This is a genomic window from Halotia branconii CENA392, assembly GCF_029953635.1.
Classification (GTDB): domain Bacteria; phylum Cyanobacteriota; class Cyanobacteriia; order Cyanobacteriales; family Nostocaceae; genus Halotia; species Halotia branconii.
The window spans coordinates 2,038,788-2,058,474 of sequence record NZ_CP124543.1; the positions used below are offsets into that span (position 1 = coordinate 2,038,788).

General features: G+C 41.3%; 16 protein-coding genes and 2 tRNA genes. 6 read left to right on the top strand and 12 right to left on the bottom strand.

Going from position 1 to position 19,687, the window contains the following annotated elements; all coding sequences use genetic code 11:
* Positions 1–466: 466 nt before the first annotated feature.
* Both QI031_RS09045 and QI031_RS09050 read right to left on the bottom strand, forming a co-directional pair.
* Positions 467–550 (bottom strand) — tRNA-Leu (locus tag QI031_RS09045).
* 84 nt (positions 551–634) lie between these two features.
* The gene (locus QI031_RS09050; RefSeq protein WP_281484850.1) at positions 635–1,753 is read right to left on the bottom strand and encodes an alpha-hydroxy acid oxidase; all 1,119 of its coding nucleotides are present in this window, start codon (positions 1,751–1,753) and stop codon (positions 635–637) included.
* A gap of 356 nt (positions 1,754–2,109) precedes the next feature.
* Between QI031_RS09050 and QI031_RS09055 the strand changes: the two genes are divergently transcribed.
* Both QI031_RS09055 and obgE read left to right on the top strand, forming a co-directional pair.
* The gene (locus QI031_RS09055) at positions 2,110–2,781 is read left to right on the top strand and encodes a Mo-dependent nitrogenase C-terminal domain-containing protein (RefSeq protein ID WP_281484851.1); all 672 of its coding nucleotides are present in this window, start codon (positions 2,110–2,112) and stop codon (positions 2,779–2,781) included.
* Positions 2,782–3,004: 223 nt separating this feature from the next.
* Complete coding sequence (gene obgE, locus QI031_RS09060) at positions 3,005–4,033, top strand: GTPase ObgE (protein WP_281484852.1); 1,029 nt, start codon at positions 3,005–3,007, stop codon at positions 4,031–4,033.
* Between the two features lie 41 nt (positions 4,034–4,074).
* Here obgE and QI031_RS09065 read toward each other — a convergent pair whose 3' ends face one another.
* The 6 genes from QI031_RS09065 to QI031_RS09090 form a co-directional block, all read right to left on the bottom strand.
* On the bottom strand, positions 4,075–5,913 hold the full coding sequence (locus QI031_RS09065; RefSeq protein WP_281484853.1) for an ABC transporter ATP-binding protein: 1,839 nt from the start codon (positions 5,911–5,913) through the stop codon (positions 4,075–4,077).
* Between the two features lie 101 nt (positions 5,914–6,014).
* Complete coding sequence (locus tag QI031_RS09070) at positions 6,015–6,932, bottom strand: hypothetical protein (protein WP_281484854.1); 918 nt, start codon at positions 6,930–6,932, stop codon at positions 6,015–6,017.
* Between the two features lie 152 nt (positions 6,933–7,084).
* Positions 7,085–7,267 (bottom strand): lasso peptide, encoded by a 183-nt coding sequence (locus tag QI031_RS09075; RefSeq protein ID WP_281484855.1) that lies wholly within the window; start codon positions 7,265–7,267, stop codon positions 7,085–7,087.
* 112 nt (positions 7,268–7,379) lie between these two features.
* Complete coding sequence (locus QI031_RS09080) at positions 7,380–9,380, bottom strand: lasso peptide isopeptide bond-forming cyclase (RefSeq protein ID WP_281484856.1); 2,001 nt, start codon at positions 9,378–9,380, stop codon at positions 7,380–7,382.
* Entirely contained in the window at positions 9,377–9,820 is a 444-nt protein-coding gene (locus QI031_RS09085; protein WP_281484857.1) for a lasso peptide biosynthesis B2 protein, read from the bottom strand. Before QI031_RS09085 ends, QI031_RS09080 begins: the two co-directional genes overlap by 4 nt.
* Entirely contained in the window at positions 9,804–10,118 is a 315-nt protein-coding gene (locus QI031_RS09090; RefSeq protein ID WP_281484858.1) for a PqqD family peptide modification chaperone, read from the bottom strand. Before QI031_RS09090 ends, QI031_RS09085 begins: the two co-directional genes overlap by 17 nt.
* A 565-nt stretch (positions 10,119–10,683) precedes the next feature.
* Here QI031_RS09090 and QI031_RS09095 point away from each other — a divergent pair.
* Both QI031_RS09095 and QI031_RS09100 read left to right on the top strand, forming a co-directional pair.
* Positions 10,684–10,755 (top strand) — tRNA-Gln (locus tag QI031_RS09095).
* Positions 10,756–11,198: 443 nt separating this feature from the next.
* The gene (locus QI031_RS09100; protein ID WP_281484859.1) at positions 11,199–13,403 is read left to right on the top strand and encodes a GumC family protein; all 2,205 of its coding nucleotides are present in this window, start codon (positions 11,199–11,201) and stop codon (positions 13,401–13,403) included.
* Positions 13,404–13,475: 72 nt separating this feature from the next.
* Here the strand turns inward: QI031_RS09100 and QI031_RS09105 are convergent, their stop codons facing one another.
* On the bottom strand, positions 13,476–13,955 hold the full coding sequence (locus QI031_RS09105) for a hypothetical protein (RefSeq protein WP_281485968.1): 480 nt from the start codon (positions 13,953–13,955) through the stop codon (positions 13,476–13,478).
* 230 nt (positions 13,956–14,185) lie between these two features.
* Here QI031_RS09105 and QI031_RS09110 point away from each other — a divergent pair, with 230 nt between their 5' ends.
* Positions 14,186–15,472, top strand: coding sequence for a hypothetical protein (locus QI031_RS09110; protein WP_281484860.1), 1,287 nt, complete (start codon positions 14,186–14,188; stop codon positions 15,470–15,472).
* 248 nt (positions 15,473–15,720) lie between these two features.
* On the opposite strand, the gene QI031_RS09115 is transcribed toward QI031_RS09110, so the two are convergent.
* Complete coding sequence (locus QI031_RS09115) at positions 15,721–16,866, bottom strand: SpoIID/LytB domain-containing protein (protein ID WP_281484861.1); 1,146 nt, start codon at positions 16,864–16,866, stop codon at positions 15,721–15,723.
* Between the two features lie 159 nt (positions 16,867–17,025).
* Here QI031_RS09115 and QI031_RS09120 point away from each other — a divergent pair, with 159 nt between their 5' ends.
* The gene (locus QI031_RS09120; RefSeq protein WP_281484862.1) at positions 17,026–17,184 is read left to right on the top strand and encodes a hypothetical protein; all 159 of its coding nucleotides are present in this window, start codon (positions 17,026–17,028) and stop codon (positions 17,182–17,184) included.
* Between the two features lie 103 nt (positions 17,185–17,287).
* Here QI031_RS09120 and QI031_RS09125 read toward each other — a convergent pair whose 3' ends face one another.
* Both QI031_RS09125 and QI031_RS09130 read right to left on the bottom strand, forming a co-directional pair.
* Positions 17,288–18,499 (bottom strand): ATP phosphoribosyltransferase regulatory subunit, encoded by a 1,212-nt coding sequence (locus QI031_RS09125; RefSeq protein WP_281484863.1) that lies wholly within the window; start codon positions 18,497–18,499, stop codon positions 17,288–17,290.
* Positions 18,499–19,443, bottom strand: a complete 945-nt coding sequence (locus QI031_RS09130; protein ID WP_281484864.1) for a J domain-containing protein — start codon at positions 19,441–19,443, stop codon at positions 18,499–18,501. The genes QI031_RS09125 and QI031_RS09130 overlap by 1 nt, the downstream gene beginning before the upstream one ends.
* Between the last annotated feature and the right edge of the window lie 244 nt (positions 19,444–19,687).

The following is a 19,687-nucleotide window of genomic DNA, read 5'->3' on the forward strand; positions in this document are numbered from 1 at the left end:
ATAAACTTATTATAAACATGCACATACGTAATATAATTTGAACTCATCTATGATTAGTAAATTTTATTCAATTGTGTGAAGTACATTTATCGTATTGATAGTTTTTTATTATTGCATTTTGAAAATTACTAAATTAACTTTAGATTTATTTTCTGACATACGTTTAACTGTTGTTTGTTGACAAGTATAAATTGACTGTCAATCTACGTAAAAGCTTTATTTTTTACTTAGAAATGCGAAAAATACGGACACAAGTAAACTAGCTAAAAATAGTATAAATCTCCTCTACCTAAAGATAGACAAAATACCTTACCTCAGATCTTGTAATTTATTCATCTAAAAAGTTCAGTATACGGCTAACTTTGCGAGAGTAGCCACAACTAAGTAATTAATTTTTAGGCTTTAATAGTATAAGCCCAAACAATTTTCTCAATAAAAGCTCTTACTAAACTCATATTTTGGTAAGTGGGCAGGAGGAGAATCGAACTCCTATGACCGCAAGGTCGCCACATTTTGAGTGTGGTGCGTCTACCAGTTTCGCCACCCGCCCTTGGATGGAACTTTACTATAATACTCTATTTAGTAAATTTACAACAACAAGTAAAATTTTTTTGAGAGATTTATTGATTAATCTCTAAATATTGATTGACTTGACTAAACTGAAGTCAATATCTTGTAACTGGGTACAGCCACTGAGAGACATGGCAATATTTAGTTCGTCTTCTAACAAGGAGATGATGTGAGATACACCAGCTTGTCCTCCTACTGCTAAGCCCCATAAAACAGGTCGTCCGATGAGTACTGCTTGAGCTCCTATTGCTAAAGCTTTGAGAATATCTGTACCCCGGCGGATACCTCCATCTATGAGGACTTCTATTTTACCGTCTATTGCTGCAATTATCTCAGGTAGGGCATCTAAAGATGCGATCGCACCGTCAAGCTGTCTACCACCATGATTAGAAACAATAATGGCCTTAGCACCATACTCTACAGCGCGCGAGGCATCATCTGCTCGTAAAATTCCCTTGAGTACTAAAGGCAGTGGGCATATAGACTGCAACCATTCCAGGTCACGCCAAGTAACTGCTGGGTTTAGTTGCTGGGCAAAATAAGTAAATAACCCAGATTCACCCTGCTCATGGCAAATATCTAGCTGTGAAATAGTTGCAAGATTAGCTAAATGCAATCCTGGTGGTAAGGCAAATTCGTTACGTTTATCTCTTTCTCGCTGTCCCAAAACAGGAGCATCCACAGTTAAACACAAAGCTTTGTAGCCTGCGGCATAAGCTCTTTCAACTAATGTACGAGTCAACCCCCGATCTTTATGGATGTATAGTTGGAACCATTGCACTGCATTATTTTGGTGAGCTACAGATGCAACTTCTTCTATACTCTTAGTAGCCATTGTACTCAATATCATACCCACACCTGCTAATGCCGCGGCTTGTGCTGTGGCAACCTCTCCTTGGGGATGAGCTAGACATTGAAAAGCCATTGGTGCAATTAACAATGGTAGTTGCAGAGGTTGTCCTAAAATTGAGGTGGTGAGATTGCGATCGCTCACGTCAACTAGCATCCTAGGTCGCAATTTGATACGTTCAAAAGCAGCACGATTATCCCGCAGTGTGACTTCATCTCCAGCACCACTGCTGTAGTAATCAACAGCCATTTGAGACAAGTACTTTTTTGCTAGCTGTTCATACTCAAATAAGTTAATCGGTTGGAAGTGATTTTCTGATGATAAATCTGTCATAGTGCAATACGGTTTAGTAAGGCTAAAATTCTGTTTCCAAGTCAATTTTTTAATCAACCGCCAAGGGCGCAGCGAAAAGTGTGGTCTTGGGGGTTTCCCCCATGAACAACTTTTCAAGACAGAGGACGCAGAGAGAATAAAAAAATGTTTAGCTCAAATGTATTGTGTCATAGTGGCAATTTATTGTATTTAGCCGTCAAATTAGTTGCTATGTGTAGCTAGCTATAAGCGTTTACGCAGATTGTCGAATTATACAATCTTGATATCCAACCCTTAACCGTTGAATGAATTGTGTAACAATTGAGCCTACTTAAAGGTAGCCTAGTAATGAAAAAGGAAACCTAAGACGTGAGTTTATGATAAGTGCCGTTCAATCACCCTATAGCAGCGAACAAATTGCCGCTTGGTTACGTGGACTGCTCACCATTGCTTGGGCAGATGGTAATTTTGATACACAGGAACAGCAATCAATAGCCAATATTACAAAGGATGAATTAGCTCCTAGTATTGAATGGGATTCGCTAGAAGTAATTACACCGGAAGAATTAGCCGCGATATTAGGTAAAGGCACACCAGCAGCGGCAAATTTCCTACGTACAGCTGTCATGGTAGCGATCGCTGATGGTACATATTCTCCGAGTGAAGATCAAGTTCTACATCAATTGTGCCAAGCCTTAGAACAGCCAGAAGCTTTACTAGAATCTCTACGCCACACCCTAGAACATCCAGAGCAAATTATCCCCACAGATGAACAAACAACGTGTCAAGTTGATCAAGCACTAAACCCTCTACGTGACTGGTTGGATGGGTTAGATATTCAAGACCCTAGAGTTGCCCGCTTTTTATGTAAAATGATTCCTGCTCAATGTCCCTTTGAACGAGATGTCACTTTGTTTGGACGCAAAATTGTTCACATCCCGCCTATGTGTAAGCTTAACCCTCTGTATGAGCAACTTGTAGGGTTACGTTTTCGCGCCTTATCTTATTTAGCAGATGAATGTGGTGAAGATATTTCAGCATATATTTAGTTATTAGTCCAACGTCAATAGTCAATGGTCAATTAAACCCGATCGCTTCTAAACTGGTAAATAGAAGTGAAGTTAATCAGCATTTAACAAAATTTTTACCCTCTTTAAAAGGGCTATTATGTAAACCCTTGACTAAATAATTACTAATTCGTAATTAAATGGGTACAAGCCCCCACTGTCTTGTTTTTCGCTGATTGCAACTACGAATTACTTTGACTAAACTATGCAATTTATTGATCAAGCAGAAATTGAAGTTGAAGCCGGCAAGGGTGGCGATGGCATTGTCGCCTTCCGGCGGGAGAAGTATGTGCCAGCTGGTGGCCCTTCTGGTGGTAATGGAGGAAGAGGCGGTTCGGTGATTTTTGTAGCTGAAGAAAATTTGCAAACACTGTTAGACTTCAGATATAAACATCTTTTTAAGGCCGACAATGGTGGCCGTGGTGGCCCCAATAACTGCACTGGAGCAAATGGTAAAGATTTAATCATTGAAGTTCCTTGCGGTACAGCTATTTATGATGCCGAAACAGGCGAACTACTCGGTGATTTAATTAAAACTGGAGAAAAATTACGTATTGCCGCAGGTGGTAAAGGCGGATTGGGTAATCAGCATTTTTTAAGCAACCGTAACCGCGCTCCAGAATATGCCCTCCCAGGATTAGAGGGCGAAAGAAAGCTGTTACGTTTAGAGTTGAAGCTTTTGGCAGAAGTAGGAATTATTGGCTTACCAAATGCTGGAAAGTCTACTTTGATTTCATCTTTGTCTGCTGCACGTCCCAAAGTTGCCGACTATCCTTTTACTACTCTGATCCCGAATTTGGGTGTAGTCAAGAAACCCACTGGTGATGGTACGGTTTTTGCTGATATTCCCGGATTAATTGAGGGTGCTTCTCAAGGAGTGGGTTTAGGACACGATTTCTTACGCCATATTGAACGTACCAGGGTATTGCTACACTTAATTGATGCTACTAGTGATGATATAGTTAGAGATTACCAAACAATTCAGCAAGAATTGCAAGCTTATGGTAGAGGTTTAGCAGAGCGATCGCAAATTTTGGCACTGAATAAAATTGATGCAGTTGATAGAGAAACGGTAGATTTAGAGGCGTTAGCTCTTGAGCTTAATCATCTCTCTTACGCTCCAGTTTTCTTAATTTCTGCGGTGACTCAGACTGGTACAGAACCGATGTTACAGGAAATTTGGCGAACTCTTGATCAACTCAATATTGCCGAAGAAGTAGAAGTATTTGGGTAAAAATATTCGTTCGTAGTTAGGACTTTAGTCCTTACTAAAAACTAAATTAGACTATTTTTAACCGTAGTTGATGAGCCAGCCTCCATTTGATCTCGCCAAGACTGGGCATAAAGACCATCTAGATTTAGCAATTGATCATGACTACCAGATTCTACAATCTGACCAGCACGCATCACATGAATTATATCTGCCTGCATCGCCAGTGTAAAACGATGGGTGATTACGATCGCAGTTCTACCACTAGCTAAACTGCGAAATCTCTCTAACCAATCGTGTTCAGCCCAAGGGTCCATAGCGCTGGTTGGTTCATCTAAAATAATAATTTGAGCGCGTCTAAAAAATGCCCGTGCTAGCGCTAGACGTTGCCATTGTCCACCACTTAAATCAGTCCCTTCTGGAAATAACTTACCTAACATTGTGTTATAGCCTAAAGGTAAACGTGAAATTTTTTCATGGATACCAGATGCTTGAGCTGCGGCTTCAATTTCTAATTGATTTGATGCTGCTGCAACATCACCTAAGGCAATATTTTCTTTGGCTGTAGTGTAGTAAGGAATTGGCGATTGAAACAAAACAGTAATTAATCGCCGCAGTTCTTTAACTGAAAAGTCACGTAAATCTATGCCATCTAATTCAATGCTGCCAGAATTAGGATCATAAAAGCGGCATAGAAGCTTAATTAATGTGCTTTTGCCTGCACCGTTATCACCAACGATCGCCACAATTTTACCCGCTGGTAACGTCAAGTTAAAGTTGTCTAATACTGCCTCTTGAGTGCCAGGATAGCGAAAAGTAACTTGCCGAAATTTAATATCTTGTTTTAGTGCTGACGGTGCAGGAATCGGGTTTGGAGGATTGATAATTTCAGGTTTGATTTGTAAGAACTCAAATAAATTGCCAATAAATAAGCTGTTACGATAAATTTGTCCTAAACTACCTAACAAGGACTTAACAATATTTTGTCCTTGATTAAACGCTTGAAAAAATAAGGCTAAATCCCCTAAAGTTAAAATTCCTAATAATACTTGTCGCCCCATCCAACCAAGGGCAATTCCAGTAATAATTAAGGCAATAATTGCTGCAAAAAAGCGACCAATAGTTTGGTCTTTGAGGAATTTTAATTGTTCTTTTCTCAGTCGTCGGCGCAGATTTTGATAAGACGATTGGAAGTAATCAGCAAAGTCAAATAATCTGACTTCTGCCGCCATAGTACTGTTTGTCAGCAGATAATCATAATACATCAGCCAACGGCGATCGGTTGTGGTACGTTGTGACCATCGATAATGGGCTTTGTTGAGATACAGTAAAATAAAGAAGGCTGGAAAAGCACTAATCACCAGAATTGTAGGCAACCACAATCCATAGGGCAGCAAAACCGCAGCCATCGCTAACAAAGTGACGCTGTTTTGCATTAAGCTACCAGTGCTTTCTAGTAAAGCAAGCGATCGCCCACTAGCTCCTTCGCGGGCACGGTTAAGTTTATCATTATACTCAGAGTATTCATAAAAGCCATAATCTACTGCCACTGACTGTTGATGAATTAAACCGCTGATGTGATCTTGTACTAATTCTGATTGAGCTGTGCGAATCCATTCCGCAGCACTATTTAACAATTCCCCTACTAGCATAATGCCTGCCATCAACCCCACTGGTACAAGAACCTTCTGAATACTTGCCCCAGAAATGCCAGTTCCACTAACTTGTACTAAAGCATTAACTACTCGTGGTGTAAGAGAAATCAACGCAGCAGGTAGTAATCCTTGAACCAGCACCAAAATTATCCACGCTAAAGTCCAGTAACCAGAAGCACTCCAGACTAAGCTGAGAGTTTTCAATAAATGAGAGAGTACGGTATTAGCGCTACGGAGTTTGCTGTTCAAGACTTTAAAACCTTATAAATTCAGGCAAAGAAGATTCCGAAAGTCGTTTTAGATACAGGATAGTTGTAATTAATATAAGGACTAAAGTCCTTACTACAAACTTACTTATTTAAACTTGATAGATTACTAGAAGTATTAAAGAATGTGCTGTCATTTGCCAAATCATTCTCAACTAATTTCACCAGTTCGGGTAAGTCAACTAGAGAAGGCTTGCGAGTGAAGCGGCGAAAACTCACGTTTCTCACAAGCTCCGTACAAAGACGTAGATGTGAAGTAACAAATTCTTGCTCTGTCACTGCCATCACAGCACGAGTATGACGCACCAATTCAACAAAGGCTTCCTGGGGTTGTAAACTAGCAATTTCGTGTTCGGTTCCCTTAGACAATACATAAATTCGGTGTAGTGGCAGAGGATTTTGCTGGAAACTGCGATGAGGAAATTTATAAGCTAGTTTGAATGAATTTTGCGAAACCAAAGATAAACTTTCGGTATCGTGTCCCAAAGAGGCTGCGGCTTCCGGACAAAGTTTAAACTGAGGATAGGCAGGGAAAACTATCGAGCGACTTGCCTTAATTTCCACAGGCATAACATCATCAGTTAAAGTATTATAACCCTGAGTATGGAATGCTGCCGCTAGAGTTGACTTTCCCCAACCCGAACCACCCATAAATGCCACTGCTTTGTTATTGATATCAACACAGCTAGCATGAAGAACCAGTAGCCCTCGCTGTCGCAGCAGTACACATAATATTGGCCCTAAAACTAAGTTGCGGAGTAAAGCTGCTTCTATCCCAGGCAACGTATCAATAATCACTTCACGTCCCTGAGATATGAAAAACTTACCAACTTCTGCAATATCTCCTAAAAAATTACTACCCTGATCAAATTTTGTCTCAGTTACAGCACTGCTAATCTTACCAAACCGTACAATAACATCTGGATTACCCTGACTCTCAATCAATTCCGGCAAGAGCAACTCAGAAGCAATGCACAAATTGTAGGCTTGATAAACTTTCATATCCTCTCTGCGACTCTGCGCCTCTGCGTGATCAAAATCCATATTTGAGGAAATGCCACAAGGACATACCAGAAGTTTGGTAATGTCCCTGCGGCAATCTAGCTAAATCGTTTCACTCCAAAAATTCTGTAATTTTTCAGAATGGATACGACTTATTTGTAGAAGTCGATAGAACCGTCACCAGTAGCTGGCTGTCCAGTCGCAGGGTTGGTTGCAGGACTAGAACTACCACTAAAGAACAAGAAATCGTTTTTATCGGCTTTGCCAAACAGCTGGGTAATTTCTTCAACATTGCCATGAGTTGTTAAAGAGGGTGTGCTGTATGGTTTTTTCATGATTAAAACTCCTCAATTTGATTTTGTATGTGTATTTCGGGGTAATGCCCCTAAGATTTGGACTTACGGTGTATTTGGGCAGAAGCCACAGCTACAACCTGCCAAGCTGGATTTATAGCATCACTTGCTTGTAGTCGAGCCACAAAGCTAAGGTAACTGCTTGCCAAATAGCCATGCTATCTGCATCGCTAACTTGATTACCGGCTGATATCAACCGCTTATAAGCCGAACGTAGAAAATCTATATCTATGAACTTTTCGATGTTTCCTAATCGATTTGACATCATTTGATCTAAGATATGGCGATCGCGTTTCAACAATCCATCTATAAAATTTGCTGTTAAATCAGTTTTCCCCCCCCGCCATTGCACCTCTTGAGGTAAAATACCTTCTAAAGCCCGACGCATCACCATTCGACCCCAGCCCTGGTAGAGTTTTTGTTCAGATGGTAATGCTAAACAAAATTCTATTAATCGCTTATCCATAAAGGGATGACGAGCTTCTAAAGAAAACATCGCAGCATATTGATCCATCTGCTCTAAGGTATAGGTTAATAACCCTTGGGTGAGACTCAGCCACTGATCCTGTTTTACTGTCAAAGGTGGTTCGCTGGAATCTGCTAATATCTGCATACGCTCATTTAAACGAATGCGCTCTGCAAAGTCAGGATTAATGAGATTGGGAGATTTGTCTTGTCTGCGCCGCCAAAGTTGCAATACAGATTTTAAAAGAGGCTTGATTCCGTGATGGATTAGCAATAATTTACGGGAAACGCCGAAATGCTGATGAATCTGCTGTACTCCTTGAGCAAACGCTATCCACCGCCATTGTTTTGCTAAATCCCGCAGATATGGCAAACCATAACTTTGCAATACAGCGGCGGGCGAGACATGATGGTGGGGTGATAAAGCTTTGACTTCTTGAGCAAAGGTTTTCCACTTTCCTTGATGTATCAGTTCAGTTAATCTAGTTGTGCCGTGGCCAACAGTGGTATCGCCATCAAACCCATCAAGGCAAATCCGCAGTCCCATTTCTTGAGAAATCCGGTTTAAGTTCCAAGGATAAAAATGACTAGGGCCTAGTAAAGCTTCATCTTCGTACTGAAATATTTTATCTAGGTCAGCTAAAGGACTAAATTGCTCACCATGAACATAGTGGGGAATGAATCCGCCTTGGTCAAGAACTGCATTAATAAAGGGACGCTCGTCACATTCGGTAATTTTGTCAAAAATAGTTGAGATTGTGTGTAGTGAAGTTTTTCCATCTTTGGCTAGTAAATTCCTGGCTACACAAGTAACAGCAGAAGAATCTAATCCGCCGCTTAAATGAGTTGCGATCGCAAAGGCGCTACGTAAGCGACAATTAACAGCCTCTGTAAATATCTTGCGAAATTCTGCTGCATAAGCTGCATTTGACTCTAACTGTAGTTCTTTTTGAGCATTAAGTGACCAATATGACCATATATGTACGCCTGATTGATTGACAACCAGACTGTGAGCCGGAGGCAGTCGCCAAATATCTCGGTAAGTAGTGATGGCTTTGTCTGACATCGTTAATGTCAAATAGTCAGCAATTCTGACTTCGTTTAATCGCCGTGGTACATTTGGTACACAAAAGAGGGCTTTAATTTCTGAAGCGAATAAAAAAATTTGATTGGGTTGGTAATAATAATAAAAAGGCTTAATTCCCAAATGATCTCTGGCACAGAATAGAGATTGTTGATGTTGATCCCAAATAGCAAAGGCAAAGTCACCTAAGAGATACTCTGGGCAAGATTCGCCCCATTTTTCATAAGCAGCTAAGATAAATTCGCTATCTGTAATTTTTTCTATCGAACGCTCAGGTAGTGTTAATAATGTCATTAATTGCTCACGATTATCAATACGAGCATCCGCAGTAATCACAAGATTCCCTGTTAGATTCACTAAGGGTAGTTTTTCTATTAAAGATTCAGGGGTTGTCCACAGCATCCGATGACCCAAACCTACAGATTCCTCAACCCAGATATCTGCATGATCAGGGCCGCGATGGGCAAGTATCTCAACCATCTTTTCTAGGTATTGATGATTGACAGGATGACTGTTGAGATGACGAATGCCCATGATGCCACTCATAGTTTCACTTCCTTAAGGGATGGTAGTGGCATATAGCGGGCAAGGTCTTGGAGATTACCCATAACAACCCAGCCTTGATATTCGATCCAGGCATGGGCTTCTAGCTTTCCGGTTTCTCCTTTGGCAACACCAATCCGCAGTTGGGGAGATTGCCCGTGCTGATTCATCAAAACTTGAGTTGTCAACGCACGCGCCAGACATTTGACACCGGGTACATAACGAGTTGCAGTATTAACAGCCCAGACAATTTTACCGACAGTGACTTTGCTAGTAGAGAGCGAACGCTGACTCGGTTGGCTAATTTTTGTTAAAAGTCTCAGCAGAGTGTTAAACCGTAACAAAGACAGCCCTAGTCTAATAGCTACCAGTAAAACTAAGGTCTTGATTAAAAAATAGCGATCGCCTGCACTCAAACGCAGGAAATTACGCACTCGTCTCATTTTTAACCTCAATTAGTCCAGCAGCTAGCAGGTCTTTTAGTAAAGCTATGAGGTCGCGATCGCAACGTTCAGCTTCAACTTCATACTCTTCTAAGAGGATACTTTGAATATCTTTTACAGACTTTGGTTCTTGAATCAAAGTCCAGATCCGTGCGCCTATCTCGTTAAGTCCATGATAGATTCCAGTCTTGAGATGAAGAATCACTGCTTCACCACCGATATCTGAAAAGATTTGTTCCCTATCTGCTACTACAACCGAAGAGTCTAAGATGCGAGTATCTGGTTCTGTAAATTTCATCTTTTCTCAATTTCCTGTGACTATCTTTTCCAGACTTGGCACACTTTACCTAGATATAGCAGTCTTAAGTCATCTGGTGAAAATCTCTCTTTAGTATTTAATTTAGACAACATCAACAGATTTGACTCAAAGGTATTTGCTCTTTTAGCTTTTTTATGTGCAGTGTTTGGATCTATCAGGAATATTACTTATTGTATCTAAAAAATTATTTTATATACGTGTATGGCTTTTTCAATATAAATTCATGAAAAAAACATAAATATGTCAATTTTTTATGAAGCACAAATAAACCCATGCAGTTATTATGTTGTTATTAATTAAGTATACAGACAAGTGAAATAGCCATTGCGATACTCAGTAAAGAAGAGCAATACACAAGTGAAATAGTATTAATTTAAGTTCCTGGATTACCTGCGGGGTTCTTAATTTTTAATTTTGTGAAAAGTGGGCGGTGTCGGTTTCCGTTCCACCCAACTTTCCAAGACCAAATTTTTAATTTTTAATTCCCCCCAAAGGGTTGACATTACCCTAGGATAAACTGCTATATTAGTTAAGACATTAACATTGGGGCGTAGCCAAGTGGTAAGGCAGCGGGTTTTGGTCCCGCCATTCCTAGGTTCGAATCCTAGCGCCCCAGTATATAAGAAGGGTAAAGTACTGCCCTTCTTTTTTATTTCCTTAAAAAATTAAGTAGACAAAAAACACAGTATACTCAGACTTAGCCAGCCTTTTAATTATTGGTTGAGTATAAGTGCTACACAGTTTTAATACCCAGCTAGTTGCAAGAACAAATTAGTCCTCAGCAATGTTACTGTAGTTGTATTGCATCACTCCTTATTAGCTTGTATCTTCAAAGAAGATTGTAGTCATGAATTATGGGCATACTAGCCCGCAATCAAAAAAAATTATCACACTTTGGTCGTTTGGACTATATAATAATCAGTCAATTCACTAGTTTACATAAATACAACGCCAATCAAAGCGATCGCTGACAAGTCCAACTACCTAATACATAACCGAATATTGTATCGGAGTGTTTATCTGTTTAATAAAGTTTTGGTAGTTTAGTTTACAAACATTATGTTGAAGTCAGAGAAATACCCTCACCTATTGGTAAATACTAAAGCTGCTCAGTTCAAAGAAAGTGATGAGGGTGGGTTAAATCTGGGTCAAGTAGCAGCAGTTTTACGCCGCCGAATCTTGTTAATTATAGGTATCACAGGCTTAGTAGCAACGGCAGCAGTCTTGAAGGCAGAAACTGACCCCCCAGTATATCAAGGGACGTTTGACATTCTAACCAAGCCTGTAACCGGTGAAAGTAAGGTAATAGCTGATGTCCCTCAAGCTATTAATTCTCAAGATGGCGTAAGTACTGATTCTAAAAACTCAATTGCCACTACAATTGCAGTTTTACAAAGTCCGCGTGTCCTTAATCCCATTATTGAAAAGCTGCAATCTAAGTACCCAGATCTGACCTACAAATCACTTCTTGCTGGTTTAAGTATTCAGAGTACAGCAAAAAGTAGCGAGATCATAGAAATTCAATACATTGACGAAGACCAACAGCAAGTTATTGATGTTTCCAAATTACTGGCTGACGCGTATTTAAAGTATAGTCTAGAGGAGCGTCAATCAGACGTAGACCAAGCCATTAGTTTTGTTAATCAACAAAGAAAACCGCTAGATGAGCGGGTTAAATACTGGCAAAATCAATTGCGAAACTTGCGATGGGAAAATAGCTTAATTGATCCAGCACAGAAATCTCAAGAATTATCTGAGCAAATAGCTGCTTTTCGGCAACAGCAAATAACCAACCGTGTAGACTTAGAACAACTGGTAGCCAGATATAATGATTTGCAAAAAGAATTAGCGCAACAGCCAGGCGAAAGAGCTGGTAATTCTTTATTAACTGAAAATGTCCGCTACCAAAACATACTGACTCAAATTCAAGAAACGGAAATTGAAACTAGACAAAGGGCTGCTGTATTAACAGATGATAATCCATTAATGGAGACTTTAAGGCAAAGGAAAGCTTATTTACTTCCCTTGCTTGCTGAAGAAGAAATGCGTGTTCAAAAAGATTTTCAAAGCCGTATCCAATCTTTGATAGCACGTGATAAATCCCTGAGTGATAAGATCAAAAACCTCAATAATGAGATGAGGGCGTTAGCAACTATCAGCCGTAATCACGATAACATTCAACGAGAATTACAAATTGCTAACAACGGATTGACTCAATTTACAACTAAACAGCAAGCATTGCAAATAGAGAAGGCTCAAAAGCAACAGCCGTGGTTGTTACTTGATCCGAAACTAGCCACAGTCAATAATCCTAACCCCGTATCAAACAGCGCCAAACTCAACTTAGCATTGGGCAGCATTCTCGGTTTACTATTGGGTGTGGGAGCAGCTTTAGTAGTAGATAAACTCAGTGATATCTTCTACACTGCTCAAGAACTTAAAGATACTACCAGACTGCCATTACTAGGAATAGTTCCTTTAAGAAAAGAACTAGAGCCAGTAACTGAAACAAATTTATCAAGAGAGTTTCAACAGCCAAATCGGGCTTCCTTTTTCGAGGTTTTCCGTTCTCTTTACACCAACATTCTGCTTTTGGGTTCAGATACCCCAATTCGTTCTTTGGTAATCAGTTCTCCAGGACAAGGAGACGGGAAATCGACTATTGCCATACAGCTAGCACAAGCAGCTTCTGCAATGGGTCAACGAGTATTACTAGTTGATGCTAACCTACGTAGTCCTAGTCTACATAATCGAGTAGGGCTAATGAATGTTCAAGGGTTAACCGATATAATTTCCCAAGATTTAGATTGGCACAATGTGATTGAGCGATCGCCCTTAGAAGAAAATTTGTTTGTCATGACTGCGGGGCCAATTCCACCAGACTCAGTGAGGTTATTGGCATCTCAGAAAATGCAAGATTTAATGAATGAACTACAAGGCGATTTCGATTTAGTTATTTATGACACGCCACCACTTTTAGGATTTGCAGATGCCTATCTATTAGCTGCAAACACTAACGGTATCGTGTTAGTGGCTGGTTTAGGTAAGCTAAAACGCACTGCGATGCAACAAGTATTAGAAGAGATTCAGGTATCTGGCACTCCCTTGTTAGGAATGATAGCTAATAAGTCTAAAGAGGGTACACCCGTGTCTCATCACTACTATCAGCAATATTATAAGCAGAGCGTCAGTGCTGAAAGAGTAGGTTCAGTTGTAGAGGTAGAAAATAATTATTCTGCTTTAAGAAGAATGAGACGGCCTTAAATGGTGTAATTGATCAAATAAAAAGTCAAAGGCCAGAATTTTTTCTTACTTTTGACTTTTTGATTTTATAACTTAATTTTCAGGTGATTTTAAAGCCTGATCCAAAACTTGCCGAGCTTGTTCTGCCTTAGCTCGTGCTTCCTGGTAACGTACATTAGCTTGGGCAAAGTTCTTAAGAATTTTAAAACCTTCCTTGAGGCGAGTAATTTCTTCTTCAGTTACTGAATTATCTGAGAACAAAACATCAACAGTTTTGCGAATTTCTAATGCTTCAGTACGTGATTCTTGAACTTTTAACTTGAGCGTAGCCAAATTGTTCAGAACTTGGACAGCCTGTGTAATAGCGTCCTCAGCACTAGCAGATTCAGTGGTTGGTTCCTTCACTTCAATTAATTGTTGAGGACTAAACCCCTCTTCCAATTCTGTGGATAGCTTACCTGCATCCATCAGTTCCATCAACTGATCCATCGCCTTTTCGCGGGCTTTCGCTGAATCTTTACCAGGAACGGTAAGAATGATTTCTGGGCTTTGAGCGAGAGTATACTGAGCCATATTTAGGACAGAAAAATTGCTGGTTAACCAAGCCAAGGCAAATAATTTTAACATGAAAGCTCCATCCATGAAGGAATGGAGTTTTGTCAGTAGTTAGTGGTAAATAAACAATTGACAACACTTCGACTATGCTCAGTGCATCGCTGACAATTAACAACTGACTCGTCTAGCGAAAATAAAACTTTATACTTAAGAAGAGGCAAATGAATTTGAATTAGGAGGGGAGAGCTATGGCTCCCAATCCCACCATCATGCAGGCTGTGGAAAAATTGGGTTACCGCGTTACTATTGGTGACGTGGCAACCCAGGCAGGATTAAATGTCGCAGAAGCTGAACAAGGGTTATTGGCCTTGGCATCTGATGCTGGTGGACATTTACAAGTAGCAGAAACTGGAGATATCGTTTACCAATTTCCGCGAAATTTTCGAGAAATTTTGCGTAATAAATACTTGCAGTTGCGATTGCAGGAATGGTGGAAAAAGGTTTGGGGAATCTTGTTTTACCTCATTCGCATTTCCTTTGGAATTTTCTTAATTGCTTCTATTGCTCTAATTACTATTGCTATTATCATTATTCTCACTGCTCTTAACTCAGATCGTGACGGCGATAATAGGGGTAGTAGTTATGGTGGTGGCTTTTTCTTTTTTCCGGATTTGTTTTGGTATTTTAGCCCTAATTACGACACGCGCTACCGAGAACAGCGGCGCGGTAGGCAGCAAGGCAGCAATTTAAATTTTTTTGAGGCTGTTTTTTCGTTTTTATTTGGTGACGGAAATCCTAACGCCGACTTAGAAGAGCGCCGTTGGCAAGAAATTGCTGCTGTAATTAAAAATCATCGTGGGGCAGTCGTAGCAGAACAAATTGCCCCATACTTGGACAATCTTGGTGAAAGTTATACACAAGAGTATGAAGATTATATGCTGCCCGTTCTGATTAAATTCAACGGGCAACCAAAAGTCAGTCCTGAAGGGCAGATTGTCTATTACTTTCCAGAATTACAGGTGAGTGCAGCTAAAAAGCGTCGTCAATCTTTGCCAGTCTACCTTGAAGAGTCGCCCTGGCGTTTTAGTGCAGCCGATTCCGGACAAATTACTTTGAGTGCTGGTTTGGGTATAGTAAATTTTGTCGGGGCATTGATATTAGGCAATTTGTTAAGAGATGGCACAGTTGCAGCCCAAATAGGGGGATTAGTAGCTTTTGTCCAAGGAATTTATTGGCTACTATTGGCTTACGGCATAGGTTTTCTGGCCATACCATTGGGGCGTTATTTCTGGATTCAGTGGCGTAATAAAAAGATTGTTGCACGCAACCGCGATCGCCTGTCACGAGCTAGGATATTAACCAACCTCGATGCAGGTTTACAGCACAAAATTGACTATGCCAGCCAGTTTGCCACAGAAAAAGTGATTGGTAAAGAAGACTTGGTATATTCTACCGAAACAGACTTATTAGAACAAGAAGCTGAGCGATCGGCACAAATTGACGCTGAATGGCAAAAGCGTCTCAATGAAGGATAAGCTATGGGACTGGGGCATGGGGCATGATAAGGAGGAATTGGGGCAGCACTTCGGCTACGCTCAGTGACCGGGTGCGGGGTGCAAGGGAGATAAAGAAGAGGAATTGGGGCAGGGTGCGGGGTGCAGAGGTGAGGTAAGAAAATGCCTTGAATTTAAGGATGTGTACCTAATCTTTAATTTTTCTCTTTTCCCCCTGCTCCCTGCTCCCTGCTCCCTGCCCCCCTGCCTCTTCTTCCCCTGCTTTTTCACTACTTCGTTTGAATCGGTGTCAGGGCTACGCCTTGGTAATAATGTCCTAAAATTTGTAAGTGGTTTGCTCCTTGACGAGCCAAATTGTAAGCCCCCCATTGACTCATACCTAAACCATGACCATAGCCAAGTCCTTGCAGTACAAAACCGCCATCTCCGCCCTTGGCGACGTTAAAGCGGGTACTTTTAAGTTTGAGCGCAGTGCGTACTTGTTCGCCCTGTAGTACTTTAGTACCTTTGTCGCCGACGATTTTTAAGACTTTAACACTGCGGAAAGGAGAGTAGCTTTCTGGAATCATTTGTTTGACATTACCGACACCGGAAATTTGGGCGCTGATTTCAGATGGCGAGAAGGTCTTTACCCAATTACACTCGCTGACATTTTGATCGTAGTCTTGAACAGCCCGCAGGTAAGGTAAGGTATTTCCCCACACATCTTCTACATTTTCGGTGTGTCCACCAGAACAAGCATGGAAAACTGAGAGAATAATTTTGTTTTTGTAAGTTAATACCTGGTTTGCTGTACCATCAACTGCGGCATAAGTACCAGGAGATTCGCTGTTTACACCTTTGTAAATTTGCCAGCGGTCGGGGCTAGCACCTAAATCATAAAGGGGATTATTGCGCTGTTTTTCCCGTTCATAAAGGGCATAAGTACGGGCTGCGATCGCCTGAGCTTTCAGGGCTTCTTGAGGCCAACTGGCATTCATTTCCCCACCAAGGACACTGTAGAGATATTCTTCCATATCAACCCAATTCACGGCGGTTAAACCTTTTTCGGTAGGAACAACTAAAGTTCTACCGCGATACCAGCGATCGCCAATATAAACGAATCCTTTACCTGTTGGCTCAATCCAGAATAAACCAGACTGCCACTTATCTAAAGCAACTCCGCCCGGAATTGCTTGGGCATAAAATGAACTCATCCCTGGCAATTGTCCGAGAGCCCGTCCGGTACTATCCTTAACAACCGCAGTTGTAGAACTGCCAACTTTTACTTGATTAACTCCCCTCTCAATTGCCACACGCAGAATTACAGATGCTTGAGCTGGAGCGACCAAAGCTATCCAAAAGAATATACCTATCCACCAATGACGTACTTTAATCTGGGAAAATAAAGAGCCTAAGTACAGTTGGAATTTCATGCTGGTCATTTAAATCACAATTAGTATCTGTTTAATGCTCTGGACTATTGCATTTACTACTCAAGATAAGACAGTTCTCCCATAAGGAAGGTTGCCGCTTCCTACTAATTATGCATTGCATTTTGGTTTGCTGTCAGGCCCTAATCTGCTAATTTGGGCATGGGGCATTGGGCATGGGGGAGCAGAGGTGAAGAAGAGGCAGGGGAGCAGGGAGCAGGGAGCAGAGGGGAAGAAGAGGCAGGGGAGCAGGGAGCAGGGAGCAGAGGTGAAGAAGAGGCAGGGGAGCAGGGAGCAGGGAGCAAGGGAGAAGGATTATGATACAAATTCAAGGTATTTTCTTCATTCTCCGGTTGCTGAGCGTAGCCGAAGTGCTGCACCCCGCACCCTGCCCCAATTCCTCCTTCCTAATAATGCCCCGTACTTAACGCAATGCTTCAATGGTTGGTGAACCATCGGCTTTGATCCAAGCGATTTGAGCAATACTGCGATCGCGTGCATATTGCCGAATGGCTTGTGCATCTCTGCCGCCTAAATCCATTTCCACCCGCACCAAATTAGTAGACTCACGCAGCTTTTGGGCGTATGTAAAAGCAGCAGCTTCAGCAGTTGGTGTCTCTGGTACAATTAGCCAGTCACTCACTGGGGTTGCCTGTGGTAATTGCTGAGTGGGTAAAAGAACTTGATATAAGTCTTCGATATTGAGTACAAAACCAATTCCAGGAATTTTTTGTTTTTGGGGATGATATAGTCCTAAAAGTTGGTCATAGCGACCACCCCGCCCTAAAACTCGTGCTTGCGACCCATGATTACTGACCACTTCAAAGACAATGCCAGTGTAGTAGTCTATGGTTTGGATCAAGCTAAGGTCAAGAATAATGGGGATTTTTCTCCCAGATTCTAGTAATTCTACTAGTGATTTCAAGTTATTAACAGCTTCTTGTTGCTCTGCATCTAAATTTAAAGAACTGACTTTTTGTAATACATCGGTACTATTTCCGCGCAGATCTAGCATGATTCTGGCACGTTCGCGCAGTTGATCACTCAAAGGCAAGTTATCTATAGTAATGCGGTCAAGATTAGCGATCGCACTTCGTACCTGAGACCGTAAATCAGCAGGAAAGGCATCCAAAAGCGATCGCGTAATTCCTGCTTCACCTAAAATTAAATGCCAATCTTGTAAACCCAATGCAGTCAAGCAATTTCCGGCTAACAATAGTACTTCTGTATTTGCCAGCAATCCGCCTACACCTAACAACTCAACTCCAGCTTGATAAAACTCTTGTTGGCGATTGTGCCTGTTTGCCCAAGTGCGGCGGAAGACGTTGGCATTGTAGTACAACCGTTGCGGATAAGTAACCCCTGCCATACGCGTGACAACAGCACGAGCAATAGAGGCTGTTAACTCTGGACGCAATCCTAATTCTTCATCTTCGCCATTTTGCAGTTGAATCACCATTTGGCGCTGAATTGCTTCCCCCGCCATTAGCGTATCCATGCGCTCCAGCGTTGAGGTGATAATCCTGTGATATCCCCAGCGATGAAATACCTGCTGTAATCTATCTTCAATCCAGCGTTTTTGAGCGACATCTAAAGGTAATAAATCTCTTGCTCCCGCTGCTGGTTGATACACCATTATTTTTTCTTCCCACCAAACAAACCACCAAACAAACCCCCACCTCCTGATTTATCTGGTTGTTTAGTTCCAGTTTGGGGAGGTGAAGTCACTTTAGAGCTACTAGATTGTTGCCCCAAAGCCTTTTCTATTTTAGGTTTCCATGTCAACGCTGCTTGGTCATTAGGATCTAATTTGAGAGCATTATCAAAGTGAATTTTTGCCATTTTCAGCTGATTTTGCTTCAAATATACCAAGGCGATTAAGCTATGACATTGGCTATTCTTAGGTTCTAGCTTGAGAGCATCTTGCAGTTCTACTTTGGCTTGAGCAAATTGATTTTTGTCAATTAAGCCTTGAGCGCGACGGATATATTGTTCTGAGGGAGAATCTTCTTTAACTGGCGCTGGTGGTGGCGCAGCTGTGTTTGACTTTGACGTACCTGAATTACCTGTGGGTTTAGCAGTTGGCGGCGCTGTGGAAACTTTGCCAGCACTCCGCATTAAATACACTAAATTTAATTCGCTAATTTGAGCAATGACTTGGATTGATTGCTGCAATGAATCATATTGAGTTGCGGCAATTTTAGCGATCGCATTTTTATAGAGAAGATCAATATTTGGAGCAGCAGCCAACTGTCTAGACAAGTCGCTGTTCAGTTCTACTGAAGCAGATTCTTGTACTAGGCGCTTGCCCATCTGAGACAAAACTATAGTATATTCTGTGCGAGTGCGTTCTCCAGTAAGTGTTTCATAAGCTGGGTTAACCAACTTGGATAACAATTCGCTAGCAAGCTGTTTTTCTGTAGCGGTGGAAATCGCACTACTATCAGGGTGTAAGCGACGGGCAATTTGCAAATAACGTTTACGTATATCTTTCACATCCGCATCAACAGGAACACATAAAATTGCGTGATGGTCTATGAAATCATATTTAAACAATCCACGATCTATTCTTAAAGACATATAGCAGTTTTGCACCAAAGGAACCGTTAGATTTTTTCTAGTTTACTTCGGTTGATCGGTGATCCGTCAGTAGCAAATTGTTACTTGTCAATAAGAGGATAAGGATTAGGGGAATAGGGCATTGGGCATTGGGCATGGGGCATTGGGCATGGGGCATAGAGAAGAGGAATTGGGGACAAGGAGAATTGGAGAATTGGGGAAAGAACTGTCCCCTTGTCTCCCTGCCTCCCCTGCCTCCCCTGCC

Bases quoted from the DNA above. Each gene is read 5' to 3' on its own strand.
- QI031_RS09090 (WP_281484858.1), bottom strand. From the start codon at position 10,118: ATGAAATTTACAGAACCAGATACTCGCATCTTAGACTCTTCGGTTGTA.
- QI031_RS09110 (WP_281484860.1), top strand. From the start codon at position 14,186: ATGGCTCCCAATCCCACCATCATGCAGGCTGTGGAAAAATTGGGTTAC.
- QI031_RS09055 (WP_281484851.1), top strand. From the start codon at position 2,110: ATGATAAGTGCCGTTCAATCACCCTATAGCAGCGAACAAATTGCCGCT.
- QI031_RS09075 (WP_281484855.1), bottom strand. From the start codon at position 7,267: ATGAAAAAACCATACAGCACACCCTCTTTAACAACTCATGGCAATGTT.
- QI031_RS09120 (WP_281484862.1), top strand. From the start codon at position 17,026: ATGGGGCATTGGGCATGGGGGAGCAGAGGTGAAGAAGAGGCAGGGGAG.
- QI031_RS09125 (WP_281484863.1), bottom strand. From the start codon at position 18,499: ATGGTGTATCAACCAGCAGCGGGAGCAAGAGATTTATTACCTTTAGAT.
- obgE (WP_281484852.1), top strand. From the start codon at position 3,005: ATGCAATTTATTGATCAAGCAGAAATTGAAGTTGAAGCCGGCAAGGGT.
- QI031_RS09130 (WP_281484864.1), bottom strand. From the start codon at position 19,443: ATGTCTTTAAGAATAGATCGTGGATTGTTTAAATATGATTTCATAGAC.
- QI031_RS09080 (WP_281484856.1), bottom strand. From the start codon at position 9,380: ATGAGTGGCATCATGGGCATTCGTCATCTCAACAGTCATCCTGTCAAT.
- QI031_RS09105 (WP_281485968.1), bottom strand. From the start codon at position 13,955: ATGGCTCAGTATACTCTCGCTCAAAGCCCAGAAATCATTCTTACCGTT.
- QI031_RS09115 (WP_281484861.1), bottom strand. From the start codon at position 16,866: ATGAAATTCCAACTGTACTTAGGCTCTTTATTTTCCCAGATTAAAGTA.
- QI031_RS09050 (WP_281484850.1), bottom strand. From the start codon at position 1,753: ATGACAGATTTATCATCAGAAAATCACTTCCAACCGATTAACTTATTT.
- QI031_RS09100 (WP_281484859.1), top strand. From the start codon at position 11,199: ATGTTGAAGTCAGAGAAATACCCTCACCTATTGGTAAATACTAAAGCT.
- QI031_RS09070 (WP_281484854.1), bottom strand. From the start codon at position 6,932: ATGAAAGTTTATCAAGCCTACAATTTGTGCATTGCTTCTGAGTTGCTC.
- QI031_RS09085 (WP_281484857.1), bottom strand. From the start codon at position 9,820: ATGAGACGAGTGCGTAATTTCCTGCGTTTGAGTGCAGGCGATCGCTAT.